At 69.2% G+C, this 13,963-nt stretch carries 14 protein-coding genes; 13 read left to right on the plus strand and 1 reads right to left on the minus strand.

The window, feature by feature from the left end:
- The first annotated feature begins 7 nt into the window (after positions 1-7).
- The 6 genes from AB0F44_RS00130 (at position 8) to AB0F44_RS00155 (ending at position 4,551) form a co-directional block, all read left to right on the plus strand.
- The gene (locus tag AB0F44_RS00130; RefSeq protein ID WP_141804750.1) at positions 8-484 is read left to right on the plus strand and encodes a TIGR03618 family F420-dependent PPOX class oxidoreductase; all 477 of its coding nucleotides are present in this window, start codon (positions 8-10) and stop codon (positions 482-484) included.
- A gap of 32 nt (positions 485-516) precedes the next feature.
- Positions 517-711, plus strand: coding sequence for a ferredoxin (locus AB0F44_RS00135; RefSeq protein ID WP_160023224.1), 195 nt, complete (start codon positions 517-519; stop codon positions 709-711).
- 6 nt (positions 712-717) lie between these two features.
- Complete coding sequence (locus AB0F44_RS00140) at positions 718-1,596, plus strand: SDR family NAD(P)-dependent oxidoreductase (RefSeq protein WP_357351487.1); 879 nt, start codon at positions 718-720, stop codon at positions 1,594-1,596.
- A complete protein-coding gene (locus AB0F44_RS00145) occupies positions 1,596-2,354 on the plus strand; it encodes a glucose 1-dehydrogenase (RefSeq protein ID WP_357351489.1) in 759 nt (252 codons plus the stop codon). The genes AB0F44_RS00140 and AB0F44_RS00145 overlap by 1 nt, the downstream gene beginning before the upstream one ends.
- 116 nt (positions 2,355-2,470) lie before the next feature.
- Complete coding sequence (locus AB0F44_RS00150) at positions 2,471-3,655, plus strand: hypothetical protein (protein WP_357351491.1); 1,185 nt, start codon at positions 2,471-2,473, stop codon at positions 3,653-3,655.
- Positions 3,652-4,551, plus strand: coding sequence for a hypothetical protein (locus AB0F44_RS00155; protein WP_357351493.1), 900 nt, complete (start codon positions 3,652-3,654; stop codon positions 4,549-4,551). Before AB0F44_RS00150 ends, AB0F44_RS00155 begins: the two co-directional genes overlap by 4 nt.
- Positions 4,552-4,555: 4 nt before the next feature.
- Here the strand turns inward: AB0F44_RS00155 and AB0F44_RS00160 are convergent, their stop codons facing one another.
- Positions 4,556-5,191, minus strand: coding sequence for a TetR family transcriptional regulator (locus AB0F44_RS00160; RefSeq protein WP_357351495.1), 636 nt, complete (start codon positions 5,189-5,191; stop codon positions 4,556-4,558).
- A gap of 170 nt (positions 5,192-5,361) precedes the next feature.
- Between AB0F44_RS00160 and AB0F44_RS00165 the strand changes: the two genes are divergently transcribed.
- The 7 genes from AB0F44_RS00165 (at position 5,362) to AB0F44_RS00195 (ending at position 13,872) form a co-directional block, all read left to right on the plus strand.
- Entirely contained in the window at positions 5,362-7,488 is a 2,127-nt protein-coding gene (locus AB0F44_RS00165) for an acyl-CoA dehydrogenase (RefSeq protein ID WP_357351496.1), read from the plus strand.
- Between the two features lie 170 nt (positions 7,489-7,658).
- Positions 7,659-9,839 (plus strand): acyl-CoA dehydrogenase, encoded by a 2,181-nt coding sequence (locus tag AB0F44_RS00170; RefSeq protein ID WP_357351498.1) that lies wholly within the window; start codon positions 7,659-7,661, stop codon positions 9,837-9,839.
- Complete coding sequence (locus AB0F44_RS00175) at positions 9,836-10,381, plus strand: MaoC family dehydratase N-terminal domain-containing protein (RefSeq protein ID WP_357351500.1); 546 nt, start codon at positions 9,836-9,838, stop codon at positions 10,379-10,381. The genes AB0F44_RS00170 and AB0F44_RS00175 overlap by 4 nt, the downstream gene beginning before the upstream one ends.
- A complete protein-coding gene (locus AB0F44_RS00180) occupies positions 10,378-10,782 on the plus strand; it encodes an OB-fold domain-containing protein (protein WP_357351502.1) in 405 nt (134 codons plus the stop codon). Before AB0F44_RS00175 ends, AB0F44_RS00180 begins: the two co-directional genes overlap by 4 nt.
- A complete protein-coding gene (locus AB0F44_RS00185) occupies positions 10,782-11,159 on the plus strand; it encodes a MaoC family dehydratase (RefSeq protein WP_357351504.1) in 378 nt (125 codons plus the stop codon). The genes AB0F44_RS00180 and AB0F44_RS00185 overlap by 1 nt, the downstream gene beginning before the upstream one ends.
- The gene (locus AB0F44_RS00190) at positions 11,156-12,322 is read left to right on the plus strand and encodes a lipid-transfer protein (protein WP_357351506.1); all 1,167 of its coding nucleotides are present in this window, start codon (positions 11,156-11,158) and stop codon (positions 12,320-12,322) included. Before AB0F44_RS00185 ends, AB0F44_RS00190 begins: the two co-directional genes overlap by 4 nt.
- A gap of 140 nt (positions 12,323-12,462) precedes the next feature.
- Positions 12,463-13,872 (plus strand): alpha-amylase family protein, encoded by a 1,410-nt coding sequence (locus AB0F44_RS00195; RefSeq protein ID WP_357351508.1) that lies wholly within the window; start codon positions 12,463-12,465, stop codon positions 13,870-13,872.
- The last annotated feature ends 91 nt before the right edge of the window (positions 13,873-13,963 follow it).

Genomic DNA, 13,963 nt, shown 5'->3' on the forward strand with positions numbered 1-13,963 from the left:
AGGGCACATGGCCGGCTCCCGCCAGTCCGTACAGCTGACCGACACCGAGATCGAGGACTTCCTCGGCTCGCAGATGAAGGTGCAGGTCGCGACCGTCGGTCCCGACGGCGCGCCGCACCTGACCACGCTGTTCTACGTGCTCGACGAGGGCAGGATCGTCTTCTGGACCTATGGCTCCTCGCAGAAGGTCCGCAACCTGCGGCGCGACCCGCGGGTCACCTGCCTGGTCGAGGACGGCGTCGACTACTTCGAGCTGCGTGGGGTGAGCATCACCGGGCGGGCGAGACTCGTCGAGGACTACGACGAGATCAAGGGCATCGGGTCGCAGGTGATGACCCGGATGGCCGGTGGGGCCGACCTGGGTGAGCTCGGCGAGGACCTGGTCTCGAAGCAGGCGCACAAGCGCGTCGGCATCGTCATCGAGCCCGACAAGGTCGCAAGCTGGGACCACCGCAAGCTGGGTGCGCTGCCCGGCCAGGGCTGAGTTCAATCACGGCGAAGACAGAGGAGACGGACATGGCAAAGGTGATCGCGGACTTCGACCTGTGCGAGTCCAACGGGATGTGCGAGGCGTTCGCTCCCGACGTGTTCGAGATCGATGACGACGACTACCTGCAGATCGAGGACCCGACGGTGACCGACGAGAACCGCGGCCGCGTCGAGCAGGCCGTGGCCGGCTGCCCGAAGGCGGCCCTGAGGATCGAGGAGTAGCACCACGTGAGCGTTGACCTGGACGGAAAGATCGCGATCGTCACCGGAGCCGGAGCGGGTCTCGGGCGCGCCGAGGCGGTCGCCCTGGCTCGGGCGGGTGCCCGAGTCGTGCTCAACGACCTGTCCGGTGCCGCTGACAAGGCCGCCGAGGAGATCCGCGGGTTCGGTGGCGAGGCGGTGATCGCGGCCGGCGACGTGAGCGAGCGTGGCACCGCCGATGCGATGCTCGCGGCGGCCGTCGACGGCTTCGGCGGGCTCGACATCGTGGTCAACAACGCGGGCATCACCCGCGACAAGATGCTCTTCAACATGTCCGACGAGGAGTTCGACCTCGTCGTACGCGTGCACCTCCGCGGCCACTTCCTGCTGACCCGCAACGCCGCGGCCCACTGGCGCTCGGTCGCCAAGTCGACGGGTGCGCCAGTGGACGCCGCGGTCGTGAACACCTCCTCCGAGGCGTTCCTGTCCGGACCTCCCGGACAGGCCAACTACGGCGCCGCCAAGGCCGGGATCACCGCGCTGACGATGTCGACGGCGCGCTCGATGGGCCGTTCCGGCGTACGCGCCAACGCGATCTGTCCGCGGGCCGCGACCGCGATGACCGAGGGCGTGCTCTCGGGCGACTCCTACGGGCCCGAGCACGTGGCGCCGCTGGTCACCTACCTCGCCTCGCCGGCCGCCGCCGCGATCACCGGACAGGTTTTCGTCGTCTACGGCGGGATGATCGCCGTCCTCGCGCCGCCCACGGTGGCCGAGCGCTTCGACAACGCGGCCTGGGACCTGGACTCGCTCGACAAGCAGGTCGGCGGCTGGTTCGCCGACCGCGACCCTGCGGCCGGGTTCTCGGCCGACTCGATCATGCAGCTGAAGCTCAAGGAGCAGTGATGGCACGTCTCGACGGCAAGACCGCGATCGTCACCGGTGGTGCGCAGGGGCAAGGAGCCGCCATCGCGCGTGCCTTCGTCTCCGAGGGCGCGAAGGTGGTGATCGCCGATGTGGCCGACGAGCCGGGCAAGCTGCTCGCCGACTCGCTGGGGGAGTCCGCGCTCTTCGTGCACCACGACGTCAGCTCGGAAGAGTCCTGGACGTCGCTGGTGGCCGAGACGGCCGAGGCGTACGGCCCGGTCAACGTCCTCGCCAACAACGCCGGCATCCTGCGCTTCGGCGAGATCCTGACCCAGCCGGTCGAGGAGTTCGAGCTGCTGTGGCGGGTCAACACCCTCGGCTGCTTCCTCGGGATGCGCTCGGTGATCGAGACGATGAAGGCGAACGGCGGCGGCTCGATCATCAACGCCTCCTCGATTGAGGGTCTGGCCGGGATGGCCTTCGTGGCCGGCTACACCTCGACCAAGTTCGCCATCCGCGGCATGACCAAGGCCGCCGCCCTCGAGCTCGGCCCCAGCGGTATCCGGGTCAACTCCGTACACCCCGGCATGATCGACACTGGGATGACCCGCGGCGTTGGTGCCGATGACGCCGCGATGGAGTTCGGCGCCGCCAAGGTGGCGCTCAAGCGTGTCGGCCACCCTGCGGACATAGCGCCCCTCTACGTCTACCTGGCCTCCGACGAGTCCGGCTTCGTCACGGGCGCCGAGATCGCCATCGACGGCGGCGCCACCGCCACCCACGCCTTCGGCGGCTGACGGGGCGAAGGTCGGCTGCCCGGTGTGGGTGAGTCGGCCACACGGGAGGCTCGTCTCCGGCATACTGCGACGCGGAGTTTTTCAGTCACCGGGGACGAACCGAAAGCCAACAGAACTTGTCTCGACGACGCAGTGCGTTCGCCACTCTGGCCGTGGTCGCCGTCTTTGCCTGGTTCTACTCGTTCGCGTTGGCGATCCCGATCGACACCGGCAGCGTGTCCGCGCTCTGGCAAGCGCGTGGACACGCGTGGTTCGGGGCGTTCCTGGCTCGGGTGCTCGACGGCCTGTCGTTCCTCTGGGGATCGGTGGTCAGGTATGAGTACGCCGTCGCGCCTGAGTCTGCATGGCCGGTGCTGGTCTTCGTCGTCCTCCTCTCCGTGCTCGTCTACGCGAGCCTCCGAACCGGAGCGGACGGCGCCTATGCGGTCGCCGGCCGAGTGCTGGGTGCGTCCCTTCTGGCTGGCGGGCTCACGAACCTGTTCGTCATCCTCGGGACCGTCGAGGCTTCCCCCTACGGGGCCGCGATGTTGTCGGCGATGGTGTGGTCGTTCCCTGACGACGGGGTATGGCTCGGCCTGGTCCTCGGTCTGGTCGGCGGCGTGGTGGCGGCGCACGTGGTGACGTTGGCCCTGCTCGCGGCCGCTGCTGCGGAGCACGGCGAGCGTGACGACTCGCCTGCGTCGGTGAAGTCCCCGAGGCCGAGCCGTGCACAGGGACGGGTGCGAGCCGTCCGGGTCGCGACCTGGGGTGCGCTGCCGACGCTGGCCCTCGCGCTCGTCGGTGGCTTCGCCTGGGACTACGGTCCTGACGTCTACTCTGACGCCGCCGTCGATGCGCGCCAGGCCTGGGTGCATCTGGTCTGGTTCCCCCATGCCAGCCTCGCGGCGCCCGATGACCCCTACTCGCTCGGCGGCACGTTCGACACATTGATCTGGCTACCGCGCACGCTGAGCTCGGTCGTCCTGGTGGCACTCATCTGGCTCGCGATCCGCCTGATGGTGACTCGCTGGCAGCGCGGCGCTGAGCCGAGCGTACTCGGCGTCGTCATGCGGTGCTGGGGCATGGTCGCGATGCTCGCCGTGGTCGTGGGCCTGGTCGAAGGAGCCCTCTTCCCGGTTCCCGAGCTCGGCCTGCCGGCCTACACCCGGGCGTTCGACAACGTCGCCGACGCGCTTCGCTTCGCTGCCTGCTTCGGCTGGGCTACCGGCGTCGCCGTGGCGCTTGCGCTCCGGCTGTCCGGCGGGTCCGTGACCGAGCTGGAGTCGGCTGAACGTCTACCCGAGGGGAGCATGGACCGATGACCAGGCAGCGGGCTGAGGAGCCCGAGGAGGCCGCGACGGACCCCGCGACAGAGGCGCCGGCCCCGGCCGGCGACGTACGCCGCCGAGGTGCGTTGCCGTGGACGGTGTCGCTGCTGAAGAAGCCGACCGCCTGGGTCGTCGGGGTGGTCCTGGTCTCGCTGGGGGCGACGTTCGGCTCCGGCCTGCAGAATCTCTTCACCGGGCTCCTGCCCGAAGGGTGGAGCGATCCGGGCAAGGGCATCCAGCTGGTGGACGTGCGCAGGCAGGCGATGAGCGGGCCGGTGCTGATCCCGGAGGGTGCGAGCGCCACGGCGTTCAAGAACGTGGACCAAGCGATGAGCGCGGTCAACGATCTCGACTGGCAGGCGAAGCACGAGTGGTACGCCGTAGGAAACGTGACCTGGGAGGTCACCCTGGTCGGCCGGCACAGCGAGGACGTGGTGATCACCGATCTGCGGCCGAAGCGTTCCGGACCGTGCACGTCGATCCTGCGCCAGGGCACGGTCGTGGAAGACATTCGCCAAGGTGGAGGGGGAGACAAGATCCTGCTTCGGACGGACGTGGGCGCGCCGGTGCCGGCACTGACCTCGGAGAAGGACGATTCGCCCTACTTCACCAGCCGGACGGTCATCCTCTCCAAGGGGGAGACGGTGGTCATCCCGATCACGGCGACGAGCTCGGGGCCGACCTGCCGCTGGGTGCTCGAGGTCGACTACGTCGACCATGGCAAGCGCGAGACGATGACCATCAAGGCTCCTGGCGGCCGCGAGTTCGGGATCACCGGCACCCCCGAGGGGCACCCCTATGCGCTCACCTGGAGCGTGAGTTGCGCACGGGTGATGAGACCGGAGGACTGGGCGGCGCGCAAGAAGGACCAGGACTACTGCCCGAGGTGATCCTTCAGCGCAGCAGGAGGCGTACGGCTACGTCGATCGACTTCTCGACGTCCTTCTCGTCCATGCGACCGGTGACCCAGGAGATGAGGGCGGAGAGCCATACGTCGGAGATGATCCGGATGATGGCGGCCTCCTCCTCGGTGACCTCGCCGTGTTCGGGGGTGCCGTGCATGGCGCGGGCGATGACGGTGGTCAGGCTGGTTCCGACCTCGTGGATCTCGCCGGTCACCGACTGGTCGGCGAACATGAAGGCGCGGACCAGGGCCTCGGTGAGCTTGGGCTGCTTCTGCAGGGCGCGGGTGCGGCGGTTGAGGACGTACATGATCCGCTCGTGAGCGGTGTCGCCCGGCGTCGCACGGATGGCGGAGCGGTCGACGTCCTTGGTGAACTCACGCGCCAGCGCGGAGACCAGCAGATGGATCTTCGAGGGGAAGTAGCGGTAGAGGGTGCCGAGCGCGACCTCGGCCTGCTCGGCGACGGCGCGCATCTGCACGGCGTCGAAGCCACCCTCGGCGGCGAGGGTGATGGTGGCGTCGAGGATGCGCCGACGGCGCTCTCGCTGGGCCGCGGAACCGCCGGTGGGTGCGGTGGCCGGGGTTGGGCCATCGGTGTCGCGTGGCTCCGTGCTGACGGACGTCACTGGTGTCCCCCTAGGACTATGACCGGATCTCGATCTGTGGCTTCTCAGGCTAACCGCAACGGCGCCCAAGAGTGAAACACGTTCCTCCGTGAGTCTAGACTTGTAACACGTTCTACATCAGTCTCTATTCCAGAAGGCCGCGGAACCTGCGGAAATAGTAGGAGGACCCTGTGCCGATCGGCATCACCGACGAACACCAAGCCCTCAGTGAGAGCCTGCGCGACTGGGCCAAGGGGCTGGGTGGCATCGCGATCGCCCGTGCTGCGGAGGGCACTGCCTCCGCGGACTTCGACGAGGTGTGGCGGGGTGTCGAGGAGTACGGCGTCGCCGGCATCGCGGCGCCCGAGCCGAACGGTGGTGGCGGAACACTGCTGGACGCGGCCGTCGCGCTCGAGGCCTGCGCTCATGAGCTGCTTCCGGGCCCGCTGCTCGGCAGCGCGGTTGCCGCCTTCCATGCGGGAGCGGCCGGACTCGACGACCTGGTGGGTGCCGTCACCGCCGGCGGCTGCGGTATCGCGCTCGACCCGGACCTCGAGCTTGGCAACCGCCTCCGCGGAACGGTTCCCGTGGTCTACGACGGTGGCGGAGCGGCACAGCTGCTGCTCGGTGCCCGCGGCGCCGACGGCGAGGAACGCTGGTTCTTCCTGGCGGCGGAGCAGGTGGACGTACGTCCTCAGGTGGGCCCCGATCTGACCAGGCGGGTCGCCGAGGTGCGGGTCGACATCGATGCCCGCGAGGCGGTCGAGGTGCCGGGCCTGCGCGGCGAGGCGGTGCGGCGTACGGCCCTCACGCTTGCTGCCGCGGAGGCCTCCGGGATCGCGCAGTGGTGCCTGACGACGGCCGTGGAGTACGCGAAGGTGCGCGAGCAGTTCGGGGCGCCGATCGGGTCGTTCCAGGCGATCAAGCACCTGTGCGCCCAGATGCTGGAGACGGCCGAGTCGGTGGCCGCGGCCGCCTGGGACGCGGCCGCCTCAGCGGAGGGCGGGGACACCGACCAGTGGGCATTCGCTGCCGAGGTCGCCGGCGTCACCGCGCTCGACGGAGCAGTCCGTGCGGCCCAGGACTGCATCCAGGTCCTCGGCGGCATCGGCTTCACCTTCGAGCACGACGCCCACCTCTACCTGCGCCGTGCCGTCGCCCTGCGGAGCCTCCTCGGTGGGGGCGACGCTCACGCGGTCGCTCTGGCCGAACACGCCGTGGCCGGGACCCGCCGTTCGGTCCGCGTCGACCTCGACGGCAAGGACGAGGCGATCCGCCCCCGAGTCCAAGAGCTCGTCGCCGCGATCGCCGCGGTTCCCGAGGTGGAGCGCCGGGACGCGCTCGTCGACGCGGCACTTCTCGCGCCACACTGGCCCGCTCCGTACGGCCGCGGTGCCGGCCCCGTCGAGCAGCTCGTCATCGACCAGGAGCTCGCCGCGGCAGGGGTGTCCCGCCCCGACATCAAGATCGCCGGCTGGGCCGTGCCGACCATCCTGAAGCACGGCACCGACGCCCAGCGCGAGCGGTTCGTCGAAGCCTCGCTCCGTGGCCGGATCATCTGGTGCCAGCTCTTCAGCGAGCCCGGCGCCGGCTCCGACCTGGCCTCCCTGGCCACTCGCGCCGAGCGAGTCGAAGGTGGCTGGCGGCTGACTGGCCAGAAGGTGTGGACCTCGCTAGCGGCCGACGCCGACTGGGCGATCTGCCTGGCGCGTACGAACCCCGACGTCCCCAAGCACAAGGGCATCACGTACTTCCTGGTGGACATGCGCAGCGAGGGGATCGACGTCCGGCCGCTGCGCGAGCTGACCGGTGACGCGCTCTTCAACGAGGTCTTCCTCGACGGCGTATTCGTGCCCGACGAGCTGGTCGTCGGCGAGGTCGACGGGGGCTGGCGCCTGGCTCGTACGACGCTGGCCAACGAGCGGGTCGCGATGGCCTCGACAAACCTCGGCGGCAGCGTCGAACGCGCGGTGGCACTCGCCGATGGTCGGGGCGAGGCCGATCTCGCCCGGGTCGGTCATGCGGTCGCGCTCTCCACGGTCTGCGCACTGCTCGGCGTACGCTCCACGCTCAAGGCGCTCGCCGGGCGCGGACCCGGCGCGGAGTCCTCGGTGGCCAAGCTCTTGACCGTACGCAACCGCCAGGACGCCTCCGAGCTCGTCGTCGACCTCCTCGGCCCGCTGGCGCTCACCGACGACCCGCAGGTCCGAGAGGACCTGCACCAGTCCCAGCTAACCCGCTGCCTCTCGATAGCCGGCGGCACCACCCAAGTGCTCCGCAACGTGTCCGCCGAGCAGATCCTCGGCCTACCCAGATAGCCCGAGAAGTCAGTTCTTGGCGCCGAGAGGTCAGTTTTCGACGTCGACGCGTCAGTTTCGAGGCGTGCGGCGCCAGAAACTGACCTCTCGGCGTCGTTTTCTGACTTCTCGGCGTCAGAAAGTGACGGCTCGGCGTGGATCTGAAAACTAGAACGCGTTACAGTTCTGGCATGGTGGATGAGGCGTTGGATGCTGTGCGGGCTGTTGTTGGGGAGGTGCTCGGCCGAGAGTCGGACCGGGGGGACTGGGCGGCTTGGGCGAGCGCGGGGCTCACCTCGCTGCCGGTCCCCGAGGCCCACGGGGGCGAGGGGTTCGGGCCGACAGAGATCGCGGTGCTGCTGCGCGAGGCCGGACGCCAGGCGGTGCGCGTGCCGGTGTGGGAGACCCTTGCCGTCGGCGCGCTGACGCTGGCCGGTCACGGGACGCCGGAACAGCAGGCCGCGACCCTGCCCGGCGTGGCGAGCGGCGAGACGCTGCTGACCCCGGCGTGGCTCGAGCCGGGACGCCCGCAGACGCCTTCGGCCACCTACCGGGACGGCACCGTCAGCGGTCGCAAGACCGGGGTGACGTACGCCGCCGAGAGCTCGCGCCTCCTGGTCACCGCGACCGCCGACGCGACCGGGGAGTCGGTCGTGGTGCTCGTCGACCCGAGTGGCCCGGGCGTCAGCCTGGCTCCGGCGAGCGCGTCGGGCGAGGTGCCCCAACACACCGTCGTGCTCGAGGACGCCCCGGCAGAGCCGCTAGGCCCGGGGGCCTTCGAGGCTCTGACCGGTCTCGCGACCGCCGGGCTGGCGGTGAGCGCCGCGGGCGTGCTCTCCGGTGCCCGGGACCTGACCGCCGCCTACGTAAGCAACCGGCAGCAGTTCGGCCGCGCCCTCGCGGAGTTCCAGGCGGTCGCGCTGCAGCTGGCCGACGTCTACGTCACCTCCCGCACGCTCGACCTCGCCGCCGACAACGCGGTCGACGCCATCGCGGAGGGGCGAGCGGCCGCAGTCGACCTGAAGGTCGCCGCCTACTGGGCCAGCCAGGTCGCACCGTACGCCTTCCGCACCTGCCACCACCTGCACGGCGGCATGGGTGTCGATGTGACCTACCCGCTGCTCGCGTTCACGACCTGGGGCACCGACATCGCCCACCTGCTCAACACCTCGGCAGCCGACGTCCCGGTCGAGAGCGCGGAGGCCAAGAACCTCGAGCTCACCGAGGCGCAGCGCAGCCTGAAGTCCGAGGTCAGGGCCTACTTCGCCGGCCTCTCGCACGAGGGTGAGCCGGGCGATCCCGGTCCCGAGGGATCGTGGGACCGACATGGCCCGACCTACCAGAAGCTCATCAAGCAGCTCGGCGACGACGGCTGGATGGGGGTTGGCTGGCCCAAGGAGTACGGCGGCCACGGCCTCGGTGAGGTCGAGCAGACGATCTTTGCCAACGAGGCGCAGTACGCCGACGTGCACCTGCCGGCGGTGACACTGCAGACGGTCGGCCCGACGCTGATCCGCTACGGCACCGACAAGCAGAAGGAGATGTTCCTCAACCGGATCCTCGCCGGTGAGGTGCACTTCGCGATCGGCTACTCCGAGCCCGAGGCGGGCACCGACCTGGCCTCGCTCCGCACGACGGCCAGGAGGGACGGCGACCACTACGTCGTCAACGGCCAGAAGCTGTGGACCACGGGCGGCCATGCCGCCGACTACATCTGGCTGGCCGTACGCACCGACCCGGACGCCCCCAAGCACAGGGGCATCTCGATCCTGATCGTCGACACCACCGACCCAGGCTTCTCGTGGACCCCGATCATCACCGCGGACGGCTCCCACCACGTCAACGCGACGTACTTCAACGACGTCCGCGTCCCGGTCGACATGCTGGTGGGGGAGGAGAACAAGGGCTGGAAGCTGATCACCACCCAGCTCAATCACGAGCGCGTCATGCTCGGCCCGGCCGGCCGGATCGAGGGCCTGCGCGATCGGGTCCTCCGCTGGGCACGGTCCCAGGGCATCACGGACAGCCCGGACGTACGCGCGCTGATCGGGAAGACCACCGCCGTCTTCCGGGTCAACGAGCTGCTCAACTGGGCGGTCGCCAAGGCCGGTGAGGCCGGCGAGATCGAGGTCGCCGACGCGTCCTCGTCCAAGGTCTTCGCGGCCGACCAGGTCCAGCACCTGCTCGCCGACCTGATCGCACTCGTCCATCGCCATGGCGACCCCGGGGATCCCGTCACGAAGAGCCTGCTCGACTATCTCGACGCCCAGGCGAAGCGGAACCTCGTGCTCACCTTCGGCGGCGGCGTACAGGAGGTCCAGCGCGAGCTGATCGCGATGTTCGGCCTCGGAATGCCGAGGGTGCCGCGATGAGCGAGAAGCCCCGAGATGTGCACAGCGTGGTGGACGAGGCCGTCCACGAGAAGATCATGGCCGCGGCCGAGGAGATCGAGGCGCGGGGCGAGGCCGCCGAGCGCGACGCCCGCGACCTGGTCAACCAGCCGACGATCAACAACTGGCTCGAGGCGATGGGCCTGGAGTCCGAGCGGTTCCACCAGGGCGAGGCACCGCCCTCGATGGCACAGGTGTGGACGATGTACGGCCAGGGCGGGGTCTCGACAAGCTCGACCACCGAGGGGTATCGCGATCCGCTGCACGCGATGATGAACGTCCTCACCGACGCCGGCTTCGACGGCGTCCTCGGCACCAACTCCGAGCAGAGCTACGACCGCTACCTCCGCGTCGGCGAGCAGGTCCGCATCACCACGGCCCTCGACTCCGTCGTCGGCCCGAAGAGCACCGGGATGGGCGTCGGCTACTTCGTGACCTCCAGGAGCACCTGGTACGTAGGAGACGAGCGGGTCGCGACCATGCTGTTCCGCGTCCTCAAGTTCATCCCCAAGGTGACGGCATGAGCGGCCCGGTGCGGCCGGTGATCGGCCGGGACAACGCGTACTTCTTCGAAGGCACCGCCAAGCAGGAGCTCCGCATCCAGAGCTGCAACGCCTGCGGCACCCTGCGACACCCGCCGGGCCCGGCCTGCCTGAGCTGCGACGCCTACGATCGCGGACATGTCGTCGCGCGGGGCGAGGGCACCGTGTACTCGTTCACCGTCGTCCACGCGCCGAGGCTGCCCGGCAAGGAGCTCCCGCTGGTGGTGGCCCTGCTGGACCTTCCTGAGGGCGTACGCATGGTGGCTGAGGTGACCGGTGTGCCGACCGACGGCGAGGACGGCCTACGCATCGGCGAACGCCTGGTCGTCGACTGGAACGTCATCGATGAGGAGCTGACGCTCCCGATCTGGAGGAGGCCCTGATGAAGACTGGCGACGAGATCCCGGTCTGGGAGCTTCCGATCACTCCGACCCTGGTCGTCTCGACGGCGATCGCGACGCGGGACTTCCAAGACGTGCACCACGACCGCGACCGTGCCCAGGCGGCCGGCTCGAAGGACATCTTCATGAACATCCTGACCTCGACGGCGCTGTGCGAGCGGTACGTCACCGACTGGGCGGGCACCGACGTTCAGATCAAGGGCATCTCGATCCGGCTGGGCGCCCCGGCCTACCCCTACGACACGCTGTCGTTCTCGGGCGAGGTAACCGACGTCACCGACGGGATCGCCACGATCAGCGTCACCGGCGCGGTCTCGCTCGGTGCGCACGTGACCGGAACGGTCCGGGTCGCGGCATGACGCTGAGTGGCAAGGCAGCGGTCGTCGGCATCGGCGCCACCGAGTTCTCCAAGGAGTCAGGACGCTCCGAGCTCCAGCTCTCCGTCGAGGCGACCAGGTCAGCCCTGAATGACGCCGGACTCGCTCCGGAGGACGTCGACGGGCTGACCACGTTCACGATGGACACCAGCTCCGAGATCGCGCTGGCTCGCGAGCTCGGGCTCGGCGACCTGAGGTTCTTCTCGCGGATCAACTACGGCGGCGGCGCGGCGTGCGCAACGATCCAGCAGGCCGCGATGGCGGTCGCGACAGGCGTCGCCGATGTGGTGGTCGCCTACCGCGGCTTCAACGAGCGCTCGGGCCAGCGGTTCGGCCAGGTGCAGCCCTGGGCTGCCCAGCAGGTCAACACCAACGGCATCGACAACGCCTGGACCTACCCGCTCGGTCTCAGTACGCCTGCGGCGACCGTGGCGATGCAGGCGCGCCGCTACATGCACGACTACGGCGTGACCAGCGCGGACTTCGGTGCCGTTGCCGTCGCCGACCGGCGCCACGCCGCGACCAACCCCGCCGCGTTCTTCTACCAGAAGCCGATCACGCTCGAGGACCACCAGGCGTCCCGGATGATCGCCGACCCGCTCCACCTGCTCGACTGCTGCCAGGAGTCTGATGGCGCCGTCGCGATCGTCGTCACCAGCCCGGAGCGGGCTCGCGACCTTCCGAATCCGCCGGTCACCATCGCCGCGGCCGCCCAGGGCAGCGCCGCCGACCAGTACGTGATGACCTCCTACTACCGCGACGAGATCGGCATCCCGGAGATGGGCGTGGTCGCCAAGGATCTGTGGCGCCAGTCCGGCCTCACCCCGGCCGACATCGACACCGCCGTGCTCTACGACCACTTCACCCCCTACGTACTCATGCAGCTCGAGGAGCTCGGCTTCTGCGGCAGGGGAGAGGCCAAGGACTTCGTACGCGACGGGGCCATCGAGCTCGGCGGACGACTGCCCGTCAACACCCATGGCGGCCAGCTCGGCGAGGCCTACCTGCACGGCATGAACGGCATCGCCGAGGGCGTACGGCAGGTGCGCGGCACCTCGGTGAACCAGGTCGCGGGCGCCGCGCATGTGCTCGTGACCGCGGGCACGGGCGTACCCACGAGTGGGTTGGTGCTCACCTCCTCCTGACCGGGTCGACGCAAGGCGCTGAAATTTTGCGCAAGCTCTTGCAGCGGTGGGGACCGATGGGTTGACGTGTGACGTCGATCACCCTACGGTCTGTCTGCAAGATCTTGCAGCAAGATTCAGCCTTCGACCTAGGAGGAACCATGGCTAAACAGCTCATCACGAGAAAGTCCATGGCTGCCGCACTTGCCCTCTCGGCGGGCGCCGTCGCCGCGCTCACGATCCCGTTCTCGGCCCCACAACCAGCACAGGCCGCGCCACCGGGAGACAAGGACGTCACCGCGGTGATGTTCGAGTGGAAATTCGCCTCGGTGGCTCGTGAGTGCACCCAGACGCTGGGCCCGGCCGGCTACGGCTACGTTCAGGTCTCCCCGCCCCAGGAGCACATCCAGGGCTCGCAGTGGTGGACGTCGTACCAGCCCGTCAGCTACCGGATCGCGAGCCGGCTGGGTGACCGCACCGCCTTCAAGAACATGATCGACACCTGTCACGCCGCTGGCGTGAAGGTCGTCGCCGACGCCGTCATCAACCACATGTCCGCGGGCTCCGGCACCGGCACCGGGGGCTCGTCCTACAGCAAGTACGACTACCCCGGTCTCTACTCCTCGTACGACCTGGACAACTGCACCGCGCAGATCAGCAACTACCAGGACCGCACCAACGTCCAGGAGTGCGAGCTGGTCGGCCTCGCCGATCTCGACACCGGCGAGGACTACGTACGCGGCAAGATCGCCGGCTACCTCAACGACCTGCTCTCGCTCGGCGTCGACGGCTTCCGGATCGACGCCGCCAAGCACATGGCCGCCTCCGACCTGGCCAACATCAAGTCCCGGCTGAGCAACCCGAGCGTCTACTGGAAGCAGGAGGCCATCTTCGGCGCGGGGGAGGCGGTCTCGCCCAGCGAGTACCTCGGCAACGGCGACGTCCAGGAGTTCCGCTACGCCCGCGACCTGAAGCGGGTCTTCAACAACGAGAACCTCGCCTACCTGAAGAACTACGGCGAGGGCTGGGGCTACATGTCCTCGGGCAGCTCGGCCGTCTTCGTCGACAACCACGACACCGAGCGCGGCGGCGACACGCTCAACTACAAGGACGGCGCCAACTACACCCTGGCCAACGTCTTCATGCTGGCCTGGCCCTACGGCTCGCCCGACATCCACTCCGGCTACGAGTGGAGCGACAAGGACGCCGGCCCGCCCAACGCCGGCACTGTCAACGCCTGCTGGCAGGACGGCTGGAAGTGCCAGCACGCCTGGCCCGAGATCAAGAAGATGGTCGCCTTCCGCAACACCGCCCGCGGCCAGGCGGTCACCAACTGGTGGGACAACGGCGCCGACGCCATCGCCTTCGGGCGAGGCAGCAAGGCGTACGTCGCGATCAACCACGAGTCCTCGTCGCTGACCCGCACCTTCCAGACGTCGCTGGCAGCGGGCACCTACTGCGACGTCCAGAGCGGCAAGAGCGTCGCCGTGAACGGCTCCGGCCAGTTCACCGCCACCCTCGGGCCTAACACCGCCCTCGCGCTGCACGTCGGCGCGATGACCTGCGGCTGACATCCCCCTCGACCGTCCGTCCGGCGCCGACCCCCATGGGCGCCGGACGGTCGGTCTCCACCGCATGCCCCCGCACAATCCAGAGAGGCCC

Source organism: Nocardioides sp. NPDC023903 (genome assembly GCF_040639295.1).
Lineage (GTDB): Bacteria > Actinomycetota > Actinomycetes > Propionibacteriales > Nocardioidaceae > Nocardioides.

What these genes read in the sequence shown, in the direction of transcription:
- AB0F44_RS00190 (WP_357351506.1), top strand. Translation starts at nt 11,156, where the DNA reads ATGACGCTGAGTGGCAAGGCAGCGGTCGTCGGCATCGGCGCCACCGAG.
- AB0F44_RS00145 (WP_357351489.1), top strand. Translation starts at nt 1,596, where the DNA reads ATGGCACGTCTCGACGGCAAGACCGCGATCGTCACCGGTGGTGCGCAG.
- AB0F44_RS00170 (WP_357351498.1), top strand. Translation starts at nt 7,659, where the DNA reads ATGGTGGATGAGGCGTTGGATGCTGTGCGGGCTGTTGTTGGGGAGGTG.
- AB0F44_RS00180 (WP_357351502.1), top strand. Translation starts at nt 10,378, where the DNA reads ATGAGCGGCCCGGTGCGGCCGGTGATCGGCCGGGACAACGCGTACTTC.
- AB0F44_RS00195 (WP_357351508.1), top strand. Translation starts at nt 12,463, where the DNA reads ATGGCTAAACAGCTCATCACGAGAAAGTCCATGGCTGCCGCACTTGCC.
- AB0F44_RS00185 (WP_357351504.1), top strand. Translation starts at nt 10,782, where the DNA reads ATGAAGACTGGCGACGAGATCCCGGTCTGGGAGCTTCCGATCACTCCG.
- AB0F44_RS00135 (WP_160023224.1), top strand. Translation starts at nt 517, where the DNA reads ATGGCAAAGGTGATCGCGGACTTCGACCTGTGCGAGTCCAACGGGATG.
- AB0F44_RS00175 (WP_357351500.1), top strand. Translation starts at nt 9,836, where the DNA reads ATGAGCGAGAAGCCCCGAGATGTGCACAGCGTGGTGGACGAGGCCGTC.
- AB0F44_RS00155 (WP_357351493.1), top strand. Translation starts at nt 3,652, where the DNA reads ATGACCAGGCAGCGGGCTGAGGAGCCCGAGGAGGCCGCGACGGACCCC.
- AB0F44_RS00130 (WP_141804750.1), top strand. Translation starts at nt 8, where the DNA reads ATGGCCGGCTCCCGCCAGTCCGTACAGCTGACCGACACCGAGATCGAG.